The following is a 17,664-nucleotide window of genomic DNA, read 5'->3' as shown; positions in this document are numbered from 1 at the left end:
CTAAAACTTCATAAAACGTTGTTGTAAAGTTTCTCCAACATTACTTCTTTGTACTTTTAAAATGTACAGACCAGTTTTTAAATTAGTTACATCAATTGGTTCAGTTTGGTAATTTCTTACTTGCTTATCCAGTACTTTTTTCCCTTGCATATCATATATCGATAAGTTAAAATCACCTTCAAAATCTACCTTTAAGTAATTCCCTACCGGATTTGGAAAAACCACAAGTCGTTTTTCATTTTCCAATTTAAAGTTAATGACTTCAATGTCGCTGTAGGTATACTTGCCATCAACATCAATTTGCTTTAAACGGTAATAATATGTACCCGAAACCACGGTTTTATCTTCATAGCGATAAGTAGTAACACTGCTTGAATTGCCTTTTCCATCGAATGAAGCTATTTTACTAAAAAGCAATCCATCGGTAGCTCGTTCCAGCTCAAAGTATTTGTTGTTCCTTTCTGCTGCAGTTGCCCAAGTGATAATGCCAGCAGCCACAGTTTTACCTACTTTAAAGTACATTAAATCAATTGGTAAAACGTTAGTGCCTAGTCCGCTATAAGCGCCAATATTAGTCGCTCCACTAGCGGCTACAGCATTTCCATAGTAATCTCTCCCGCCGTTTGAAGCGATGTTCATGCCTGTATTTAATGCTGGTGAACCGGGTTTTAGTTTAAAACCTTCTACACCATTTACTGGTCCAAGTAAAAGCGGATCGGCGGTACGCTTATTGGGATCGGAAGGTTCCGAAGCTGAGCCTAACGTGTAAAAGATATTGTTATTAAAGCTATAAGTTGAACCGCTAGCAAAACTATAAGTTGTGTTACTGCCTCTTAAATAAAAAATATTGTTTTTAAAGCTGATATTTTTTGGGGCTACAGACCATATTGCCAAACGCACCGCAAGTACATTATTTACTGTAGCATCAGTATAAATGGTGTTGTTATAAACTTCCGCACTTTTCATTCCTCCGGAAAACGATATGGCCTGCCGTTCGTTATTTTCCAAAATATTATATCGGATTACCGTGTTGACGTTAAATCTTTCAGGAATACTAGGCGGACTCACATTATGATCTCCGCCTGTAGCTACTACCCCACCTAAACCATTGTGATGTAGATAATTGTATTGGATATAGGTATCTTTCGTTCTAAAGTCGCTATCAATTCCCCTGGCATCAGTATCTCCATCATTGTAAACTGTTCTAGTCGCCTCATTGAACTGAAAAATGGCACCATCAGTATTGAAATTGAATGCGGCGTTGCCTGATATAGTTTCTCCACAATATTCAAAATAATTATACTCGATAAGAGGATTTACTGCCACCCGAACCACCAAACCATTACCTGCGATATGGCTGAAGGTGTTGCCTCTAAGTACAACATTAGTGCTTGGAACCCAATTATCGGTGCGCCCGTCGCCTAAGTTATCTCCAAAAGAAGTGGTGGAGTTTCTGAGTTCCCAGGTAGATTCGAAATTGATTCCTGTACGACTTAAATTTTCAAAAGTACAGTTAGTGACACGTAGATCGTCCCACTTACTTACCACGCTAGTACCTAAAATATCAAAAAACACACCTCCATGATTTTTAGTGCCAGGCGCATCAGCAACGTCAGAACTGTTGACATTAAATATCCGTAGACCATCTAGATAAATATGGCTCAGTGTGCCTGCATTTTCGTTAATCAAAAGCATAGCGTGAAACAAATCTTCATCGGTAATCGTGCCGTTTCTATAATTGGTAAAAGCCAGATTTTTAATTTCTATATAGGATTTGTTGTAAGCATAAGCAGCCGTTTTGGTTCCCTGAGCATCTATAATTGCCGGAGTTGTACCGCCATATGTTTCGTAACTGGTAATATTACTAGCATTTCCACTTCCATTAATCAAGAGCGTTCCGTAAAAAGTTTGCCCAGACTTGAACAAAATTTTACTTCCCGGTTGGAACGTTTTGGAATTTACCATATTTAAAGTTTTCCAAGGAGCTAAAGCTGAAGTACCCGCATTCAAATCATTACCGTCAACAGCATCTACATAAAAAGTACCGCTAGCTAGAGGAGAGCTATATGCTTCGTAAATAACTAATTGAGGCTTATTAGAAGTTGCATCCTTCGAGTTAAAAGTAAGCAGGGCTTCAGAACCCGCTGCATCTTGCAATGCTAGTGATACCAAAGTGCTATTTCCAGCGGTCAGATTTAAGCTTCGTAGGTATTCGCTCACGTCCCATTCGTAATACATCCCAACAGCATTCAATTGTGCTGTAGCTATGCTACCTGCTGGTATTGGCTTATTGTTCCAATTTAATCCCGTTTCAGTCCAAGTATTGTCGTTTACATTCATCGCTTCCACAATCACCGGAATTTGGAAATTTTCATGCTTATTGAGATATACCCTTAGCACTGCTTTACCAGTTTGAGCAAGTGAGTAAGCTGATAAATCAAACTTTAAATAGCTGATACGAGAATTGGGACTCTCAGGAATTTTTTTCAGTTGTAGATTGATACTGGTACCGTAATTATTGGTTTTACTGCCTTCGTAAACTTGTGCATCTGCAATGGCGGTAAAGGTTTGACTTTGAGCTTTAGCAAAAAAAGGAATAATAAGCAAAAGACTATAAAAAGCTACTCTCATAAATATAAAGGATAAAGGGCGAAGTGCGGACTGCAACAAATTGGAAGTTGAGATTTAAAAAATGCCCCCTGCAGTATATCCATACCACAAAAGGGGCACCAAACCAAAAATAGTATCAAATACTAACGAATGAATTTAATGGCGTGCTTGCTCCCATCGATTACTACAGTAGCAATGTAAACACCCGCATTAAATTTTGATATATCAATCGACTTTTGAGTATAACCGGCGCTCAACTGTATCGAAGTATCAAATATCTTTTGACCCGAAACATTACTGATATAAAACTGCGCTTTAGCAGCATCATAAGCGTGTATGTTTACTTCAAGTTGCTCAGCATTTTGTCGGATACTTAGTGTCTTATCTTTTATGTCCGTTTTTACCACAACTACTTCAGATTTTTCCGAGTTTCCATTGAAATCTACCTGCTGTAATTGGTAATAGTTGTTACCAGCAAAAGGGTTGGCGTCAACAAATGCATATTTTTGTAGCGTATTGGAGTTACCATTTCCTTCTACTTTTCCAATAGCTTGAAATTGCTTGCTATCATTAGCTCGCAGCACATTAAAGTGCGAATTATTGCTTTCAGAGGCAGTTGCCCAATCTAATCTAACACTTTGTGACTGCTGGCGACCATCGAAAGATTTAAGGTCTACAGGTAACACCGTTTGGGTTGTTCCTGGTGTAAAGGTTACGCCTTTAAACGCCGCTCCAGCAGGTGCAGTCAACAAATCCGTTCTTGTAGCCGAAATTGAAGATGTAAATCCGCCGTTGTCAACTATTGAAACCAATTTATTTCCAACATTTGCACCAATGATACCAAATATGGTCACATTGGTTTGGCCAGTTACGATGAATCCTGTAATTCCTTTTAATACACTACCCGCACCTGTCGAAAACAAGCCATCATCAACCCATGTGCCAGCATTTAAATGATATTTTTGTAGACCATCATCTGTACCTAAGTATAGCAAATCAGGACCTGCAATATTATCAGTGTCAAACAAAACAAAAGCATGGGGTACAATAGTAGTTGTAGGTAAGCCCGGCAAAGAAATGTAAGTAGTTGCAGCAGTTGGTAAGGCTCCAGATACTTTCCCCATACGAACATCAGGATTTGGGCTACCACTATTAGTGGTAGAGAAATATAGCTCATTATTAAATATCCCTACCGATCTGTAGCCTGAAGGAGCTGAAAAAAGCGAGGTAGTCGTGCTTAAATCAGCTGTGGTTCCGTATCTCATACCGTTACTTCCTCCACCCATCCAAAAATCGGTACCATTATTTGTAACAACTGTACGTGGAGATTGGCCGCTAAAGACACTGAATTTTGCTAGCGTGTAGGTTCCATCAGCTTTAAATGTGACAACGGTACGTTTAACTGTAGTGGTAGAACTTCCCGACAAGCCGCTAGTTCCTGCCGTGGCATTGTAACCCATAAAGGTTAGAAATTGTCTATCTGCCGACAGTGTAGGTAAACCCTCGGTTGTTGCACCTGGTGTACCAAACACAACAGCATCGGCACCCGTACTTGCAACACTAATTTTTTGTACAAAGTTGCCCGCCTTTGTCAATTCCTTCAGGTGTATGGTCATGCCATTGGTTTCTGTGGTAGCATCGTCTCCAGCCTGCAACACCAATAAATTACCTGGTGTAAATTGTGCGAAACTTGTAAAGCCAAAAGCCAACAAGCCAAAAGTGAGTAAATGTTTTTTCATACTTAATACGTTTAAATTGGTTATTTATTTAAGTCCTGATTATTAGATCAGCTTTCGTAAAATTAAACTTAGCGCCTAAACGTATCGGCAGACAAATGGTACAGATCAACAGGACATATGTTGCATCGCTATTATTCCATTTTGTTTTAAAATAAATTACCACCTTTCCTTAAAATACCTATATTGAGCATCATTTATAAAACTAACTTAACGTGGCTAAAGCCACATGATACCGCAAAATGAAGGATATAAAAAGACGCTACACTTCTTACCGAAAACGTGTAGATACTATCCTCGAAAGTTTTACCGATGGTTTTTTTGAAGTTTACGACAATTGGACTGTGACCTACTGGAACCGTACAGCAGAAAAACTACTACAAATCCCGAAGGATGAAATTATAGGCAAAAATCTTTGGGATGTTTTTCCGGAAGCTGTTGAACTAAAATTTCATACGGAATACCAGAAAGCAATGTCGTTACAAATTGCGGTTAGATTTGAAGAATATTTTCAACCAAAACAAATGTGGTTTGAGGTGTCAGTATTCCCTAATGGCGAGGGATTGTCGATATATTTCAAAGATATCACCGAAAGAAAAAATACTGCTCAGGAACTTGAAAATGAACGCAAGAAATATCGGGATATATTCGATCATAACCCGCTTCCACAGTGGGTTTATGATACAGAAACTTTCATGTTTTTAGATGTAAACGAGGCCGCAATAATGCACTACGGCTATTCAAGGGAGGAGTTTCTGAACACCTCCATCCTGTCAATTAGACCCGAGGAAGACATTTCAGAAATGAAACGAATTTTGAGCGACATCAGTGCTTGTAAAACACCTAGAACCAGTTCGGTGAAACACTGTAAAAAAAATGGCGATATTATTTACGCCGATGTAAAAGGAACAGCAATTAGTTTCAATGGTAGAGCGGCACGGATGGTGGTAGTTGTAGACAAAACCGCTGAAATAAGTGCTGAAATGGCCAAGCAACAAAGTTTGGCTAAATTACACGAAATCACTTGGATACAAGCTCATGAAGTTAGAAGGCCGCTTTCCAATATCTTAGGTTTGGTTTCGTTACTAGAAGCCGACCACGACGCTACACAGCATACAGTTTTAATCCAAAAATTAATGGATCAAGCAAAAGAATTGGATCAGGTTATTATAAAAACCGCAAAGGACAACAATTTAAAATAACCTACTACTAGGATAGCAAAGTTTGAAATCTCAAAATTCATTACTTAAAGCATCCCAAAATATCACTTTCACAAAGTAAAACTTACATTCCGCAAGGTAAATGAAACCATACACCAAAATTTTGCTATGCCTGAAATTTTAATTATTTAAGGCGTAGTACTTTGAAATTTTTATCGCAAACTATCTTTGAGAATTTAGCAAGAAATCATTAATTTAAGCGATAGTGTTTCATTTAAAACAAATTTCGTGTGAATATAAGCTGTGTAATTGTAGACGATGACCAAGATGCCGTAAATGGATTGGTTACCTATCTCGAAACTTTTCCGCAAATTATCGTAGAGAATACCTTTACTGATCCAGTAGCAGCTATGGCTTATCTACTCAATAATAAAGTAGAGCTATTGCTATTAGATGTGGACATGCCTAAAATAAACGGTATAGAGTTAACTGCTGCCGTTAGAGCACAGGTAGGTAAATTAGTTTTTACTACTGGCCACACCAAATATGCATTTGACGCTTTCGAGCACCAAGCTGATGCGTATCTGTTGAAGCCGTTTTCGTTAGCAAAATTTGTCGCTACACTACATCGTCTTTATCCTCAAACTAAAGAAAAAGAAGTTGAAAGGGTAACGCCGGAAATTATCGCCGATGAGGATTTCATATTCGTAAAAGCCAAACAAGACTCGAAGTTGGTTAAAGTAAAACTTAAAGAGCTGATAGTCATCGAAAGCAAGAACAACTATGTAGAGCTACAAGCATTAGACAGGCAGGTAATTACCTACATGACGTTGAGCGAATTAGCTAAAAAGCTTAACGGACAACCAGATTTTATACAGGTCCAAAGGAGCTTTATCATTAACAAACATTATATAGAATATGTGGATGGAAACACCCTAGTTATGGCCAGCGGCGCTAAAATCACTGTTGGAGAGATGTACCGACCTACTTTTCAGTCGTTTTTAGATGAACGCATTATAAAAATGGGAAAGAAGCGCTAACCTCTTTCCCATGAGAGCTGTTTAACGAACTCTAGGGAAACCTGATGTTCCCATGGTCGTTTGGGTGGTGGTTAATTCAGACGTGGGTTCGCCGGTAAACAGTACGGCACTTGTGGCCTGAGACTTTTTGAAAGTTCCAACTTTCCTAATCTCTAATTTGATCTTTTTATTTTCCATAATCGTACGGTTAACAATTTGAAATTAGCATTAGCAATTGCCGCTAAAAAATCTGTTATTTGGAAACCTTATTTTTCGATGTAGAATGGCAAAAAATCTAGACAAGAAAGTTTTAAGACTACATATTTTGATATGGGCGCTTTTTATCACTTGGGAAACGATCATCATCAATATCCTTTATGATATGGACGTTGCTCCTATTATTTACATTGTACATTATATAATTAATATCGCTTTATTCTACTTCCAATCGGATGTAGTACTTCCGCGGTTGAGCAAAAACCGATGGCGATGGCTTTGGATACCGCTTTTCTGTATCATTTTTTTATTACTTTACATATTAGCTCACTGGCTTGGCGAGATTTTTTTAATCCATTTATTGAAAAAACCAATAAAGCCTTGGTACGGAATGAACTTGCAAAGTTTTCTGAAGAATGGGTACAGGGCACTTTTTTTTATTGGTTTTTCTGCTGGATATTATTATTTGCGCAGTTATTTAATTCAACGAGATCATTCGCAACGCTTAGAAACAGAGCGCTTAAAGGCCATAATTGAACAACAGAATACACAACGAGACTTAGATTTGATGCAAAATGCTTTCCTTAAAGCGCAGATCAATCCGCACTTTTTATTTAACATACTTAATTATATCCATTTACAAACTATAAAATCTGCGCCGCAAATAAGCGAAGCGGTAACGACATTGGCTAATGTGATGAGATTCGCATTTGACATTGAAAATACTGGCGATAGCATAAGAATAGGCGACGAATTAGAACAAGTAGCGGATATCAGTTATTTATACGGACTGAAAAAGGGACAACATACTCTTAAACTGAATTATGAACTTGCCGTATGCGATCTACAGTTAATCCCACTGGTGCTGTTAACTTTAGCCGAAAATTGTTATAAGCACGGCGATCTATCAGAACATGACGCATTGATGTCACTCTCTCTGGAAAATGATCAACTTTATATTTCAACTTGGAACAAAGCATCGAACCAAAAGCCAATCACTTCAACAAAAACGGGATTAACCAACCTTAAAAAAAGATTAGCGACTGCATACGGCGAGGCGCATTCTTTCACCTATGGCTTGGATGAAGAAAGTGGATTTAACGTGCAAATATTCGTTCGTTTGAATCAAATCGTGAAGCCTTCCGAAAATAAAGCAGCTGATACTGATATAGCTGAGCTTCCCTAAGTCTGGCGTGGTTAAAAAAGCGGCGATTTACATGCATGTGGATAAGATCAGCAAACAACTGCTGTAGCTTATCAACAGGAACAATAGCAGAAATACAGTTCCACAAAGCTATTGCACGGTCGCTAATCACAACTTCAATTTCAGGTAGTGTTTTCCAAGCTTGATTAATTACCTTAAATTGGGATTGATCCCATCTCATCTCCGCAGCGAAAGCGGAAGCCATTCTTTCTAAAAAATACTTACGATCCTCGACTTCGGGGAAAGCTAAACCAATCATGTTTTTCATCCAAAAGAAACAACTTTGCAATCTTTCCTCCTCGTTACATGCAATCTCGGCTAATGCTTCTTCACTATCTAGGCAAAAAAAATCCTCTACCAGCGTAATACTTGAAATGCCGTAGCGCTGTATTTCAGGCAGGTAAGGAAGAACGGCCATATCTCGAATACCGTTACTACCTAACCAAGCACCAATTTCGCGGCAAACCATCCACCGTTCTGATGGCGTTACACTTGCTTTCCATTTCAGGCGCAATCGGATATGTTGCTCTGGATCTCGATAAAGCACATAAAACCAAGCCTCCAACAAAGCTTCATGACGTTCAATTAACGGCCTGATAAGTTCGAAAAGTACCAAATCCTGCATTGCAGAAGTTACATACAGCGATACGAAAAACCACTCCTCCCCTAAATGCCACGCCTGTGCAGGTAACGGCTTTTCAAAACTGGTAACTGGCTGATAAACCACATCTCGATGTGTTAAATTCAATTGTAGCTGATATGCATAGCATTTACCAGCTTCATCCAACATTCCAACATCATTACCAGATAGCCACGTTGCCACATATTTTAAAGATGGATCGCGTTGCAGTGCATTCAACAGTAAGCTACGATCTGTATCGGACCACGTATCCAAACACAAATACTGATCGGCATGACCCACTTTTATAAATCTAGCAACCTTTGATTGAAGCAGCCAAGTCGACAAAGTTTCGGCAGACTGCGTAGCTTCGCCAGGTACACGCCACATGGCAGCTTGAATCACCAATTTCCCAAATCGAACTTCTGGATAGTAGTTCATATTAGGAAAGCGTTGTACAAGTTCTGGTAAAAACTGACAATGTAATTCCTGATATTGTAAATCGGCGAGCATACGGAGCAAAGGATGACTAGAACGTAAGGTATTATATGCGGAGGCTATTCTTGGAACTACTCTACAGCGATGCCTCCAGCTATACAGAACAACCTGTCCATTAATCACGTTTATAAATATATCAGCAAGCTGTAGTTGACAAGGATGTGTAGACCAGCCGCCTAACGCCAGTTCCAATTCGTAAAGCTGTGGTCGGCGGTTGATATTATCTGTACGTTGGCCGGTTTGGTAAGCGACATCAAAAAAAAGTACATTCGGATTGGCATCCTGTTCTATTTTAGCGAGTGATTTAGCAACCTCCCCAATGTTTTCATCCAAAGCAAATCTACCCAATAACCCATTAGCGGTAGCGCCACCCATGTGGTCCAACAGCCAGCAATCACCATCAACCTTTTGAACAAGTACACTCATTGTGTTGGGCAATAGAGCTGGAGCATCAGATTTTTCACTAAATTTTTTCAGATCTATCGTGTTTCCACTAGTAATTTCTGCCAATAGGAAGCTGTTAAAGCTATCCATTTCTAACACGGGAAAGCGTTTTTGTGATTTCGACAACAGCTTTTCTACCGCTGTATCATCAGCATTAGCTAATCCACCATAACCTATACCTTTTATTGGATCCAATACTGACGCCAGCGCTTGCCATTGATTCTCGTAGCGCTGAGAAAAGTTATTTTTGAACTCTGTTAAATCGCTAAGTTGTGGATTAGGCAGATATTCTATAGCAAATTTTGCATAGTTGAGCAGTTCTTTTTGTAATAACTGGTCTAGCTCTATTCCGTTCCCATGACGAAAACAAATCTCATAACGATCTGCAAAAGGCATTGTATCTGCCGAATTAATTCTGTCGAAATAATCTTGACCAGTAACATTAGGCATCCCGCTATGAACTAATACCTGTAGCTCAGCAAGTTGACCAAGCATACCATTATAAAAGTCCCAATCCTGTTTAGCAAATGTTTTTATTTCGGCTGTTGTCCGCCCCAGTTCGCAAAACTCCAACAGGTTGTTTAACTCGGTAAAACCCTCTAAGCAAAATAGTTCAGTTTGCCCTTCGGTAGATTGAAAAAAGTAATGGCTTCCTTTTTCGGTATAAAGCGTTGACTGTACACGCCACAACCAATCTTCCGCTAACGATTTACTAGTATCAATCAATTTCTCAGATTTAGACCAATCAGGAAAGGAACTGATGGTTATCCTTTCACTAAGCATAAAATGTTCGTTTGATTTATTGGGCAAAAGCATACCTACACTTGCAAATTTCCCGTAAGGTATCGGTCTAAACTTGGCCCTATTAAAGTACCTAAGCACACTAAATTGCGTACGCAGATCAAGTTTGTCTAAATCTGAAGGCGACACACCTTTTAATTTCTCCCAAAGCATTGGAGATGAACTAGATATCATATCTAGCAATGAACCCCAATAATCAGCCAATTCTGCTACCCTTGGCAGCAAACAGGCCCTACAAATGATTTGTTTAGCGATTTCCATGCCGACAAATCTATCGTCGCAATAGGTTGATGAAGAAAGCCAAAAAAACAGCAAATTGCCTTCGAAATTTAATGGCAATTATTGCTTTTGACACAACATATAATGCACTACATCAAGTAAAACTATAAGTTGTCAAAAAAACAAAACACTTTATATTGGAAAAAGATATTGCTTAGTACGACGGTGGCTTTGTGGAAACCACCAACTGCATGGCATAAAGTTGCTATAAAAGAAGAGTGGGAACATCCCGAAGGACATCCCCACATCTAAATTAACGCTCTCACCACAAATGTATAAAAATATGCTTATAACTGAAAAGAAAAATCAGGCAGTAAAATAAACTTAAAAATTGATCGAAACTTTTGATTCCCCCAACTTGTTAGGCAGCGGTACACTTATCAATAAACTAATGAAAATTGCATTTCACGGCGCTGCCAGAGCGGTAACAGGTAGCAAACACTTAATTAAGCTCGACGACGGCACACAAATACTTTTAGATTGCGGAATGTTCCAAGGCATGGGAAACGTCACAGAAAAACTCAATGGCTACTTCGGATTTAAACCATCTGAGGTAACTATGATGATACTTTCCCACGCACATATTGATCACTGCGGTTTATTGCCCAGACTGGTTGCGGAAGGTTTTTCGGGCACCATATATGCTACCCCGGGCACCATGGATTTAGCTCGAATTTTATTACTCGACTCGGCAAAAATACATGAGCAAGATGCAGAATTTAGCAATGCAAATCGAAATATTGACCAGCCAGAAGAGCTTCCTTTATACACCGAAGAGGATGTGATTAAAACAATGGGACAGTTTAAAATTGTTGAATATGGGCAACCATACCAAATCAACGAACAAATCAGTTTGCTACTCACTGATGCCGGACATGTGGTGGGTAGCGCAGCGGTGCATTTAACCATTGAAGAACATGGCGAAAAAACTCAGCTAACATTTAGCGGAGATATTGGAAGGTATTCTGACTTACTTTTACGAAGTCCGCAAACATTTCCGCAGGCCGACTACATCATCATGGAGTCAACCTATGGCAATTCGCTTCATAAAGATCAAGAGCCAATAGACCAACTTTTGTTGGAAATTATTCGTGATACTTGCGTTAGAAAAAAGGGAAAAGTAATCATTCCGGCATTTAGCGTTGGCCGTACCCAAGAAATATTATTTGCCTTAAACTCTCTAGAACTTGAAGGCAAACTGCCCGATTTGAATTACTACGTAGATAGTCCGTTGGCTATGCAAGCTACACAAGTATTGAAGAACCACCCCGAGGTATACAACAACGGCACTAAACAGCTTTTAAAAATTGATGACGATATTTTTGCGTTTAAGGGACTTCGTTTCATCGAAAGTGCTACGGAATCAATGGCTTTAAATCAAGATAACCGACCATGTGTAATAATTTCATCATCTGGCATGGCCGAGGGCGGAAGGGTGAGACATCACATCAAAAACAACATTGAAAACGACAAAAATACCATTTTGCTGGTTGGCTACTGTGATCCACACTCTTTAGGAGGTCAATTAATGGCGGGTAATAAATCAGTGGATATTTTTAGGGAGCGATTACAGGTACTAGCGGAAGTTAAAATGATAAAATCGATGAGTGCCCACGGTGATTACGAAGATTTACTCCACTTTTTATCGTGTCAAGATCCCAAGGCCAATAAACAAATATTTTTAGTTCACGGCGAGTACGAGGTGCAGCAACACTTTGCAGATCATTTGCGAGATAAAGGCTTTAAGCACATTGCAATACCGAGCTATCATCAAGAGTATGAACTTTAGCTTTTAGCAATTAGCCGCAGTACATCGAGGTATACTGTGGCTAAATTGCTTTTTAATTCGTTACAGTTCGTCAATTCTCCCACCTCCTGCCCTACTGTCGGTGTTATCTGGTGCATCTCCTCCGAATTGCTCATCAGCACCTTCGTCATTGTTTCGCTCATCATGAGCATCAATAATTTCTTTGCTAGTATCTTCTTCAGCGGGCTTTTTCGTAGTTCCGTCAGCATAAGTGTTATGCATACGATCTGAATCTTCCCTATCGTTGCCTGTCTTTAATCGCTTATTTTTGTCAGTCATGATGATGAAATCTTTAAACTATAAATGTGAATTGGCAGCAAATAGTTTTAAATAAAATATTGGCATTAGACTTATCGGATGGTGCCCAGCAAACTAACGCGTATTTCTCTCCCAAAATCAGGTATTTACATCAAAATCAAAATTCATTTTAAAAGGTTTTTAGTGGAGACTTTATTATGGATCCAAAAGAATCATCTCCACTTCTAGCGCTGTCTTGTTTAATTGAAGATTTACGCATAACCGCAATATTGTGCAAAAAAACATATGACACCATACGCAAATATGCCGATGCTCCGGAATTGGCTAAAGCTGTACACCCAGAGCAAACCAATATCACATTGCACGTTAAACGACTAAAGTTAATCCAGATGGAGATTAACGAAGTTGCGGAGAAAAGGAATGCCTCAGCTGTTCCATTTGGTTTACCAAGAAAACTCAAAAAAGGTAGTGAGCGAGATTTATGGTTAATTGCAAAAGCTCAACAAGTTATTTACCAAAAGTTACCGATGTACAAAGTAGCTCTTGAAATTGCCACGCATTTAAACTTAACGCAATCAACCTCACTCATTTCTCAAACAATAGAAGAAAACGAAGCAACTTGTACATGGCTTCGAAGAATTCTATCCAGAATTTTAAATGGGGAAACAATTATTCCCATTGACAACAATGTTTAAAACACAGCTCAATAAATAGTAACAAACATGGAAAATAACAAGAAAAATCAAAACGAAAAAAATAGCGAAACAAGTGAGCAAGCTATGGGAAAATCAACTAGCGACAAACAAAATAAAACGAAGAAAAATGAGTATACCGCTCAAGAAAACAAGTTTGCTGACGGTAAAGGTTCGAATTTAGCAGAAGCATTTAATAAAGATAGCGGAACAGATCAATAAACGTACTTTCACAATGAGTTGGTAAAACTTTTGAGCCATATTATAAACTTAAAAGCTGTAATTACTTAAGTGCATTGGAACGTATTTTTTTGCATACAACCCAAATTAGACATGAAAAATAAGGTAATCAAGCAGTATTCATTTTTTAGAAGAAATGGACTTTCACTCGTATTTCTAGCTTTTTTTATTTTATCAATTGGTGCGCAAGCTATTGCCGGCTGGAAAGAGCATAATAAAGAGCTAAATGAAGACCACGCTCCAGCGCTCGATTTGCCTAACTATTTAAGTAGTGGGCATTTTATGTCGGCAACATTCGAAAACTTCGAGAGTGAGTTTCTACAGATGTCTTTATACGTAATGCTAACTATCGGCTTGCGGCAAATTGGATCGGCCGAATCAAAATCTTTAGATGAAAAGGAGGACGTAGATCGGATGCCTCAACCCTTACCAAATGCGCCTTGGCCAGTACGTAGAGGTGGAATATGGTTAAAACTTTATGCCAACTCATTATCTATTGCATTTGTTTCTTTGTTTATTTTAAGTTGGTTGTTTCATTTTTATGGGAGCTTTAGAGACGAAAATGCCGCATTACTGATTAAACAGAAACCTTCAATTTCAGTGATGGAATTTTTAAGTGAGCCCAGATTTTGGTTTGAAACTTTTCAAAACTGGCAAAGCGAATTTTTATCCGTGCTAGCTATCGTTGTACTTTCCATCTATCTCAGACAAAAAGGTTCTCCCGAATCAAAGCCTGTGGATGCTCCTCACATGGAAACTGGCAAGTAACGTTCGAAACATTCGGCTTCAAAATGATTGATGTTCTTTAGCTATTAGCAATCCAACATGCGCCTATGGTAATTCACTTGCCCCAAATGGTAACTTAAATGCATAGCTAAGTGCACTAAGAAAAACTCGGTCGACATCTTACCCGTTAACACTTCCAATGGATATTCACTTTCGACACGATCCGCTGTAAGCCCAGCAAGTGTGTTTTCAATTATCGTTATCGTCTGTTCAATTTGCTCTACAAGTTGGCTTCTTGGCACGTCTTTTTTCGAAAACTCTTCGGGCCTATTTCTAGTATAGTTAATACCGCCTAATTCTGCACCAATATAAGTTTTAAGATTTCCGATCAAGTGTAGGCACAGGTTTCCTGCAGAGTTGAGGATATTCTTATCAATTCTCCAGATGTTTTCTTCATTTTGATAGGATTCCAACTCCTCCCGAAGTTTATTTAAATCTCTACTGAAAAGTGTTTTTAAGGTTTCGCTAAGCATTCGACGGTCGTTTTCTGTAAATTAATAATTTTATGTAGCAAACACGCCAGGAGATTGAATTTTCTTAAACCAAATCGCCTACAAAATTCATTAACAAAATATAACTACGTAGCTGTTATCAGAGAGGATAAAATACCGGCATAAGGTCAATTGAAAAGACCTATGATTAAGAAGAGAAGAAGGACTGTCCCTAAAGCGTTGCGCTGTAAGTTCTTTATTAATGAGGCTTTTAGATAAGAAATACGCTCATATAAAAGGCATTAAATACTTTAGAGACAGTCGTTTGTAATTGTTCAGTTGCAAGTACTAGGCGTGGGCATCCCTTAGTGCTTTGATTGCATCGTGGCTAGCGTTGATACCTTCTTGTTGCGCTAAAAGCACGCTCCTTACTTGCTCACCCAAATCATTCTCTTGCAATGCATCTTTGTAAGCCTTTTTGATTGCATCTTCACCTCGCTCACATTCTGCTAAAATACTGTGTCTGCTGTCGCCGCCAAACGTTGCTTTAATATCAATCCAAGCCCGGTGCAAAGTTCCCAACACAGTATTTCCTGTATCTGGATTTTCATGATGTCTTCCTACTAAACCAGCAAGTTCGGTAACGTTAGTTCTGCTACCAGAAGATAACTTTTCGAAAGTCGCTTTTAAGTCTATATTTTCGTCCGAAAGATCAGCAGCTGCTCGCTCAAAGCCGTCTGCTCTATCATTATTAATTTGGATAAGATCGTTTAAAATCTCTACTGTTTTTTCTGAATTTTCCATTTTTCTAAAATTTTAAATGTCCAATGTAAACATCACAAAACGAGAATATGTTTGCAGAAATTCGCTACTGTTGTGATTGCCAACTTTATTTAGCTAGCATAATCACATGGTGAAAACGATGAATAAACTGTTTATTTTTCATTTGTCGTCATATGTTAGATTATCTAATGAAAATGCATCGACTAATTGTTACAACACTTAGGAAAGCACCAGATCACAACTGTATTTGCAGCAAAAGAAAATTTAAAACAGTTCTTAAAAATGATATCAAAACTATTTTAAAGATTTTGGGTTTGATAAGATGCAAACGGTACAATTCCGTCCCGAGCGCACTAATTTCCATATGCAACCAAAATTACGTATTGCCATTATCGGCGGAGGCCCAACCGGACTATTAATGTTTAGGAGGCTTACCGAAACGGGCCATACCAACTTCACCGTAGATATTTTTGAACGCAAACAACAACTGGGTGCCGGCATGCCTTACAGCTCCGAAGGTGCCCTTGAGGAACACGTAACCAATGTTTCGGGAAATGAAATTCCAGAGATGGTTTCCTCAGTTGACGATTGGATAGTTGGGCAGCGAAGTTTTGCAGCAGAACAGTTCGATGTTGATGTCGATCATTTCAATCAATACAAGGTACTTCCACGTTTACTTTTCGGAAAATACTTATCTGATCAATTCGGCATATTGTTATCTATTGCTCAGCAGAAAGGATTGGAAGTTAATGTGCATTATGGACAGGAGGTAACAAACATCATTGACGACGCAGACATGCGGAAAACGATGGTAAGCACAGCTAATCGAACGGATTTCTTCGACAAAGTGATTATCTGTACTGGTCACCTGTGGCCAAAAAAACTGGAGGGTAAATTCAAAAACTGTTTTGACTCTCCCTACCCGCCCAGCAAAATCGCACATCGAACCAATCATCCTGTCGCATTGCGGGGCTCTTCGCTTACGGCAATAGATGCCATAAGAACTTTGGCAAGGCATAACGGCATTTTTGTGAAAGATGAGGCGGGAAACCTGAGATATCAACTTGATGATGAAAGTGTGCAATTTAGGATCATTATGCATTCCAGAAACGGGCTGCTACCAGCAGTAAGGTTTCATTTAGAAGATTCGCATCTTTCAAAGGACACGATACTGCCTGCAGAAGAAATAGCGCACGTAAGAGCGCAAAACCAAGGTTTCCTACCGCTGGATTATGTGTACCAACGAAATTTTTTGGATGGCATAAAATCCAGACATCCGATGTTTTACGAACTGATTAAGGAGCTGTCGATGGAAAGATTCGTGGAAATGATGATGTTTCAGCGTGAACGCACCTCAGCATTTGAACTTTTGGAAGAGGAAATGGAACAGGCATCACAATCGATAGCCAATCGCGAACCAATCCATTGGAAGGAGATGCTGGCCGTACTTAGCTTTGCCATGAACTATCCTGCTAAGTACTTTTCTGCTGAAGATATGGAACGCCTAAAGAAAACGTTAATGCCGTTGATATCGGTAATTATTGCTTTTGCCCCGCAAAGTTCGGTTAGGGAAATGCTGGCACTGTACCGTTCAGGCATTTTACGTATCGTGTCAGTTGGCGAAGACAGCTACATCAGCCCTTTAGAGGAGGGTGGAATCGAATACCATTTCAAAAATACGGATGGTAAATGGGAGAAACAAAAGTACGAAACCTTTATAGATTGCATAGGCCAGCCGCATTTGAAGTTTGAGGACTTGCCCTATCCGGGCCTCTTGAATGGCAAGACGCTAACCCGTGCAACATTAAACTTTAGCGACAGTGCAATTGCAAAAAGCAGGGTAGCACAGGGCGACGAGCAAATCATTAAGGTAAATGAAGATGAATATCGATTGATTGTACCAGGCGTAGCAATTAACGATCACTTTCAGGTTATTGGCACCAATGGCTTTGCCAACGACAGAATTTACATGCTTGCAGTTCCGTTTATAGGCGGTTACAATCCAGATTTCTCAGGGCTCGACTTTGGAGAAGAAGCCTCTAAAAGAGTTGCTGAAAAACTATTTGATTGAGATTGTTGCC

General features: G+C 39.1%; 15 protein-coding genes. 8 read left to right on the top strand and 7 right to left on the bottom strand.

Annotated elements, in window-relative coordinates:
- The gene (locus ACY2A0_RS16390) at positions 1–2,631 is read right to left on the bottom strand and encodes a CBM96 family carbohydrate-binding protein (protein WP_461790445.1); all 2,631 of its coding nucleotides are present in this window, start codon (positions 2,629–2,631) and stop codon (positions 1–3) included.
- A 122-nt stretch (positions 2,632–2,753) separates the two neighbouring features.
- The gene (locus ACY2A0_RS16385; protein ID WP_461790444.1) at positions 2,754–4,349 is read right to left on the bottom strand and encodes a T9SS type A sorting domain-containing protein; all 1,596 of its coding nucleotides are present in this window, start codon (positions 4,347–4,349) and stop codon (positions 2,754–2,756) included.
- Positions 4,350–4,588: 239 nt separating this feature from the next.
- On the opposite strand from ACY2A0_RS16385, the gene ACY2A0_RS16380 reads away from it, so the two are divergent.
- The gene (locus ACY2A0_RS16380; protein ID WP_461790443.1) at positions 4,589–5,548 is read left to right on the top strand and encodes a PAS domain S-box protein; all 960 of its coding nucleotides are present in this window, start codon (positions 4,589–4,591) and stop codon (positions 5,546–5,548) included.
- A 248-nt stretch (positions 5,549–5,796) separates the two neighbouring features.
- Positions 5,797–6,546: a LytR/AlgR family response regulator transcription factor gene (locus ACY2A0_RS16375; protein ID WP_461790442.1), complete on the top strand. Its 750-nt coding sequence runs from the start codon at positions 5,797–5,799 to the stop codon at positions 6,544–6,546.
- 21 nt (positions 6,547–6,567) lie between these two features.
- On the opposite strand, the gene ACY2A0_RS16370 is transcribed toward ACY2A0_RS16375, so the two are convergent.
- Entirely contained in the window at positions 6,568–6,723 is a 156-nt protein-coding gene (locus tag ACY2A0_RS16370; protein WP_461790441.1) for a hypothetical protein, read from the bottom strand.
- Positions 6,724–6,808: 85 nt separating this feature from the next.
- On the opposite strand from ACY2A0_RS16370, the gene ACY2A0_RS16365 reads away from it, so the two are divergent.
- Positions 6,809–7,927, top strand: coding sequence for a sensor histidine kinase (locus tag ACY2A0_RS16365; protein ID WP_461790440.1), 1,119 nt, complete (start codon positions 6,809–6,811; stop codon positions 7,925–7,927).
- Here the strand turns inward: ACY2A0_RS16365 and ACY2A0_RS16360 are convergent.
- Complete coding sequence (locus tag ACY2A0_RS16360; protein ID WP_461790439.1) at positions 7,839–10,568, bottom strand: thiopeptide-type bacteriocin biosynthesis protein; 2,730 nt, start codon at positions 10,566–10,568, stop codon at positions 7,839–7,841. The genes ACY2A0_RS16365 and ACY2A0_RS16360 overlap by 89 nt on opposite strands.
- A gap of 409 nt (positions 10,569–10,977) precedes the next feature.
- On the opposite strand from ACY2A0_RS16360, the gene ACY2A0_RS16355 reads away from it, so the two are divergent.
- The gene (locus ACY2A0_RS16355; protein WP_461790438.1) at positions 10,978–12,375 is read left to right on the top strand and encodes an MBL fold metallo-hydrolase RNA specificity domain-containing protein; all 1,398 of its coding nucleotides are present in this window, start codon (positions 10,978–10,980) and stop codon (positions 12,373–12,375) included.
- Positions 12,376–12,435: 60 nt separating this feature from the next.
- On the opposite strand, the gene ACY2A0_RS16350 is transcribed toward ACY2A0_RS16355, so the two are convergent.
- Positions 12,436–12,672, bottom strand: coding sequence for a hypothetical protein (locus ACY2A0_RS16350; RefSeq protein ID WP_461790437.1), 237 nt, complete (start codon positions 12,670–12,672; stop codon positions 12,436–12,438).
- Positions 12,673–12,848: 176 nt separating this feature from the next.
- Between ACY2A0_RS16350 and ACY2A0_RS16345 the strand changes: the two genes are divergently transcribed.
- From ACY2A0_RS16345 to ACY2A0_RS16335, 3 genes are all read left to right on the top strand, one after another.
- Positions 12,849–13,346: a DUF892 family protein gene (locus ACY2A0_RS16345; RefSeq protein ID WP_461790436.1), complete on the top strand. Its 498-nt coding sequence runs from the start codon at positions 12,849–12,851 to the stop codon at positions 13,344–13,346.
- Positions 13,347–13,373: 27 nt separating this feature from the next.
- Positions 13,374–13,565, top strand: a complete 192-nt coding sequence (locus ACY2A0_RS16340; protein WP_461790435.1) for a hypothetical protein — start codon at positions 13,374–13,376, stop codon at positions 13,563–13,565.
- A 111-nt stretch (positions 13,566–13,676) separates the two neighbouring features.
- Entirely contained in the window at positions 13,677–14,351 is a 675-nt protein-coding gene (locus ACY2A0_RS16335) for a DUF6766 family protein (RefSeq protein ID WP_461790434.1), read from the top strand.
- Between the two features lie 44 nt (positions 14,352–14,395).
- Here ACY2A0_RS16335 and ACY2A0_RS16330 read toward each other — a convergent pair whose 3' ends face one another.
- Both ACY2A0_RS16330 and ACY2A0_RS16325 read right to left on the bottom strand, forming a co-directional pair.
- Positions 14,396–14,842, bottom strand: a complete 447-nt coding sequence (locus ACY2A0_RS16330; RefSeq protein WP_461791704.1) for a DUF1572 family protein — start codon at positions 14,840–14,842, stop codon at positions 14,396–14,398.
- A 306-nt stretch (positions 14,843–15,148) separates the two neighbouring features.
- A complete protein-coding gene (locus ACY2A0_RS16325) occupies positions 15,149–15,604 on the bottom strand; it encodes a PA2169 family four-helix-bundle protein (protein WP_461790432.1) in 456 nt (151 codons plus the stop codon).
- A 343-nt stretch (positions 15,605–15,947) separates the two neighbouring features.
- On the opposite strand from ACY2A0_RS16325, the gene ACY2A0_RS16320 reads away from it, so the two are divergent.
- On the top strand, positions 15,948–17,654 hold the full coding sequence (locus tag ACY2A0_RS16320) for an FAD/NAD(P)-binding protein (RefSeq protein WP_461790431.1): 1,707 nt from the start codon (positions 15,948–15,950) through the stop codon (positions 17,652–17,654).
- Positions 17,655–17,664 lie beyond the last annotated feature (10 nt).

It is taken from the genome of Pedobacter sp. (assembly GCF_965249885.1).
In the GTDB taxonomy this organism is placed as follows: Bacteria; Bacteroidota; Bacteroidia; order Sphingobacteriales; family Sphingobacteriaceae; genus Pedobacter.
Note: the sequence above shows the minus strand (reverse complement) of the source record. Positions and strands in the feature narration are given on the sequence as shown.

Bases quoted from the DNA above. Each gene is read 5' to 3' on its own strand.
- ACY2A0_RS16380 (WP_461790443.1), top strand. From the start codon at position 4,589: ATGAAGGATATAAAAAGACGCTACACTTCTTACCGAAAACGTGTAGAT.
- ACY2A0_RS16365 (WP_461790440.1), top strand. From the start codon at position 6,809: ATGGCAAAAAATCTAGACAAGAAAGTTTTAAGACTACATATTTTGATA.
- ACY2A0_RS16370 (WP_461790441.1), bottom strand. From the start codon at position 6,723: ATGGAAAATAAAAAGATCAAATTAGAGATTAGGAAAGTTGGAACTTTC.
- ACY2A0_RS16325 (WP_461790432.1), bottom strand. From the start codon at position 15,604: ATGGAAAATTCAGAAAAAACAGTAGAGATTTTAAACGATCTTATCCAA.
- ACY2A0_RS16330 (WP_461791704.1), bottom strand. From the start codon at position 14,842: ATGCTTAGCGAAACCTTAAAAACACTTTTCAGTAGAGATTTAAATAAA.
- ACY2A0_RS16340 (WP_461790435.1), top strand. From the start codon at position 13,374: ATGGAAAATAACAAGAAAAATCAAAACGAAAAAAATAGCGAAACAAGT.
- ACY2A0_RS16350 (WP_461790437.1), bottom strand. From the start codon at position 12,672: ATGACTGACAAAAATAAGCGATTAAAGACAGGCAACGATAGGGAAGAT.
- ACY2A0_RS16360 (WP_461790439.1), bottom strand. From the start codon at position 10,568: ATGGAAATCGCTAAACAAATCATTTGTAGGGCCTGTTTGCTGCCAAGG.
- ACY2A0_RS16385 (WP_461790444.1), bottom strand. From the start codon at position 4,349: ATGAAAAAACATTTACTCACTTTTGGCTTGTTGGCTTTTGGCTTTACA.
- ACY2A0_RS16335 (WP_461790434.1), top strand. From the start codon at position 13,677: ATGAAAAATAAGGTAATCAAGCAGTATTCATTTTTTAGAAGAAATGGA.
- ACY2A0_RS16320 (WP_461790431.1), top strand. From the start codon at position 15,948: ATGCAACCAAAATTACGTATTGCCATTATCGGCGGAGGCCCAACCGGA.
- ACY2A0_RS16355 (WP_461790438.1), top strand. From the start codon at position 10,978: ATGAAAATTGCATTTCACGGCGCTGCCAGAGCGGTAACAGGTAGCAAA.
- ACY2A0_RS16345 (WP_461790436.1), top strand. From the start codon at position 12,849: ATGGATCCAAAAGAATCATCTCCACTTCTAGCGCTGTCTTGTTTAATT.
- ACY2A0_RS16390 (WP_461790445.1), bottom strand. From the start codon at position 2,631: ATGAGAGTAGCTTTTTATAGTCTTTTGCTTATTATTCCTTTTTTTGCT.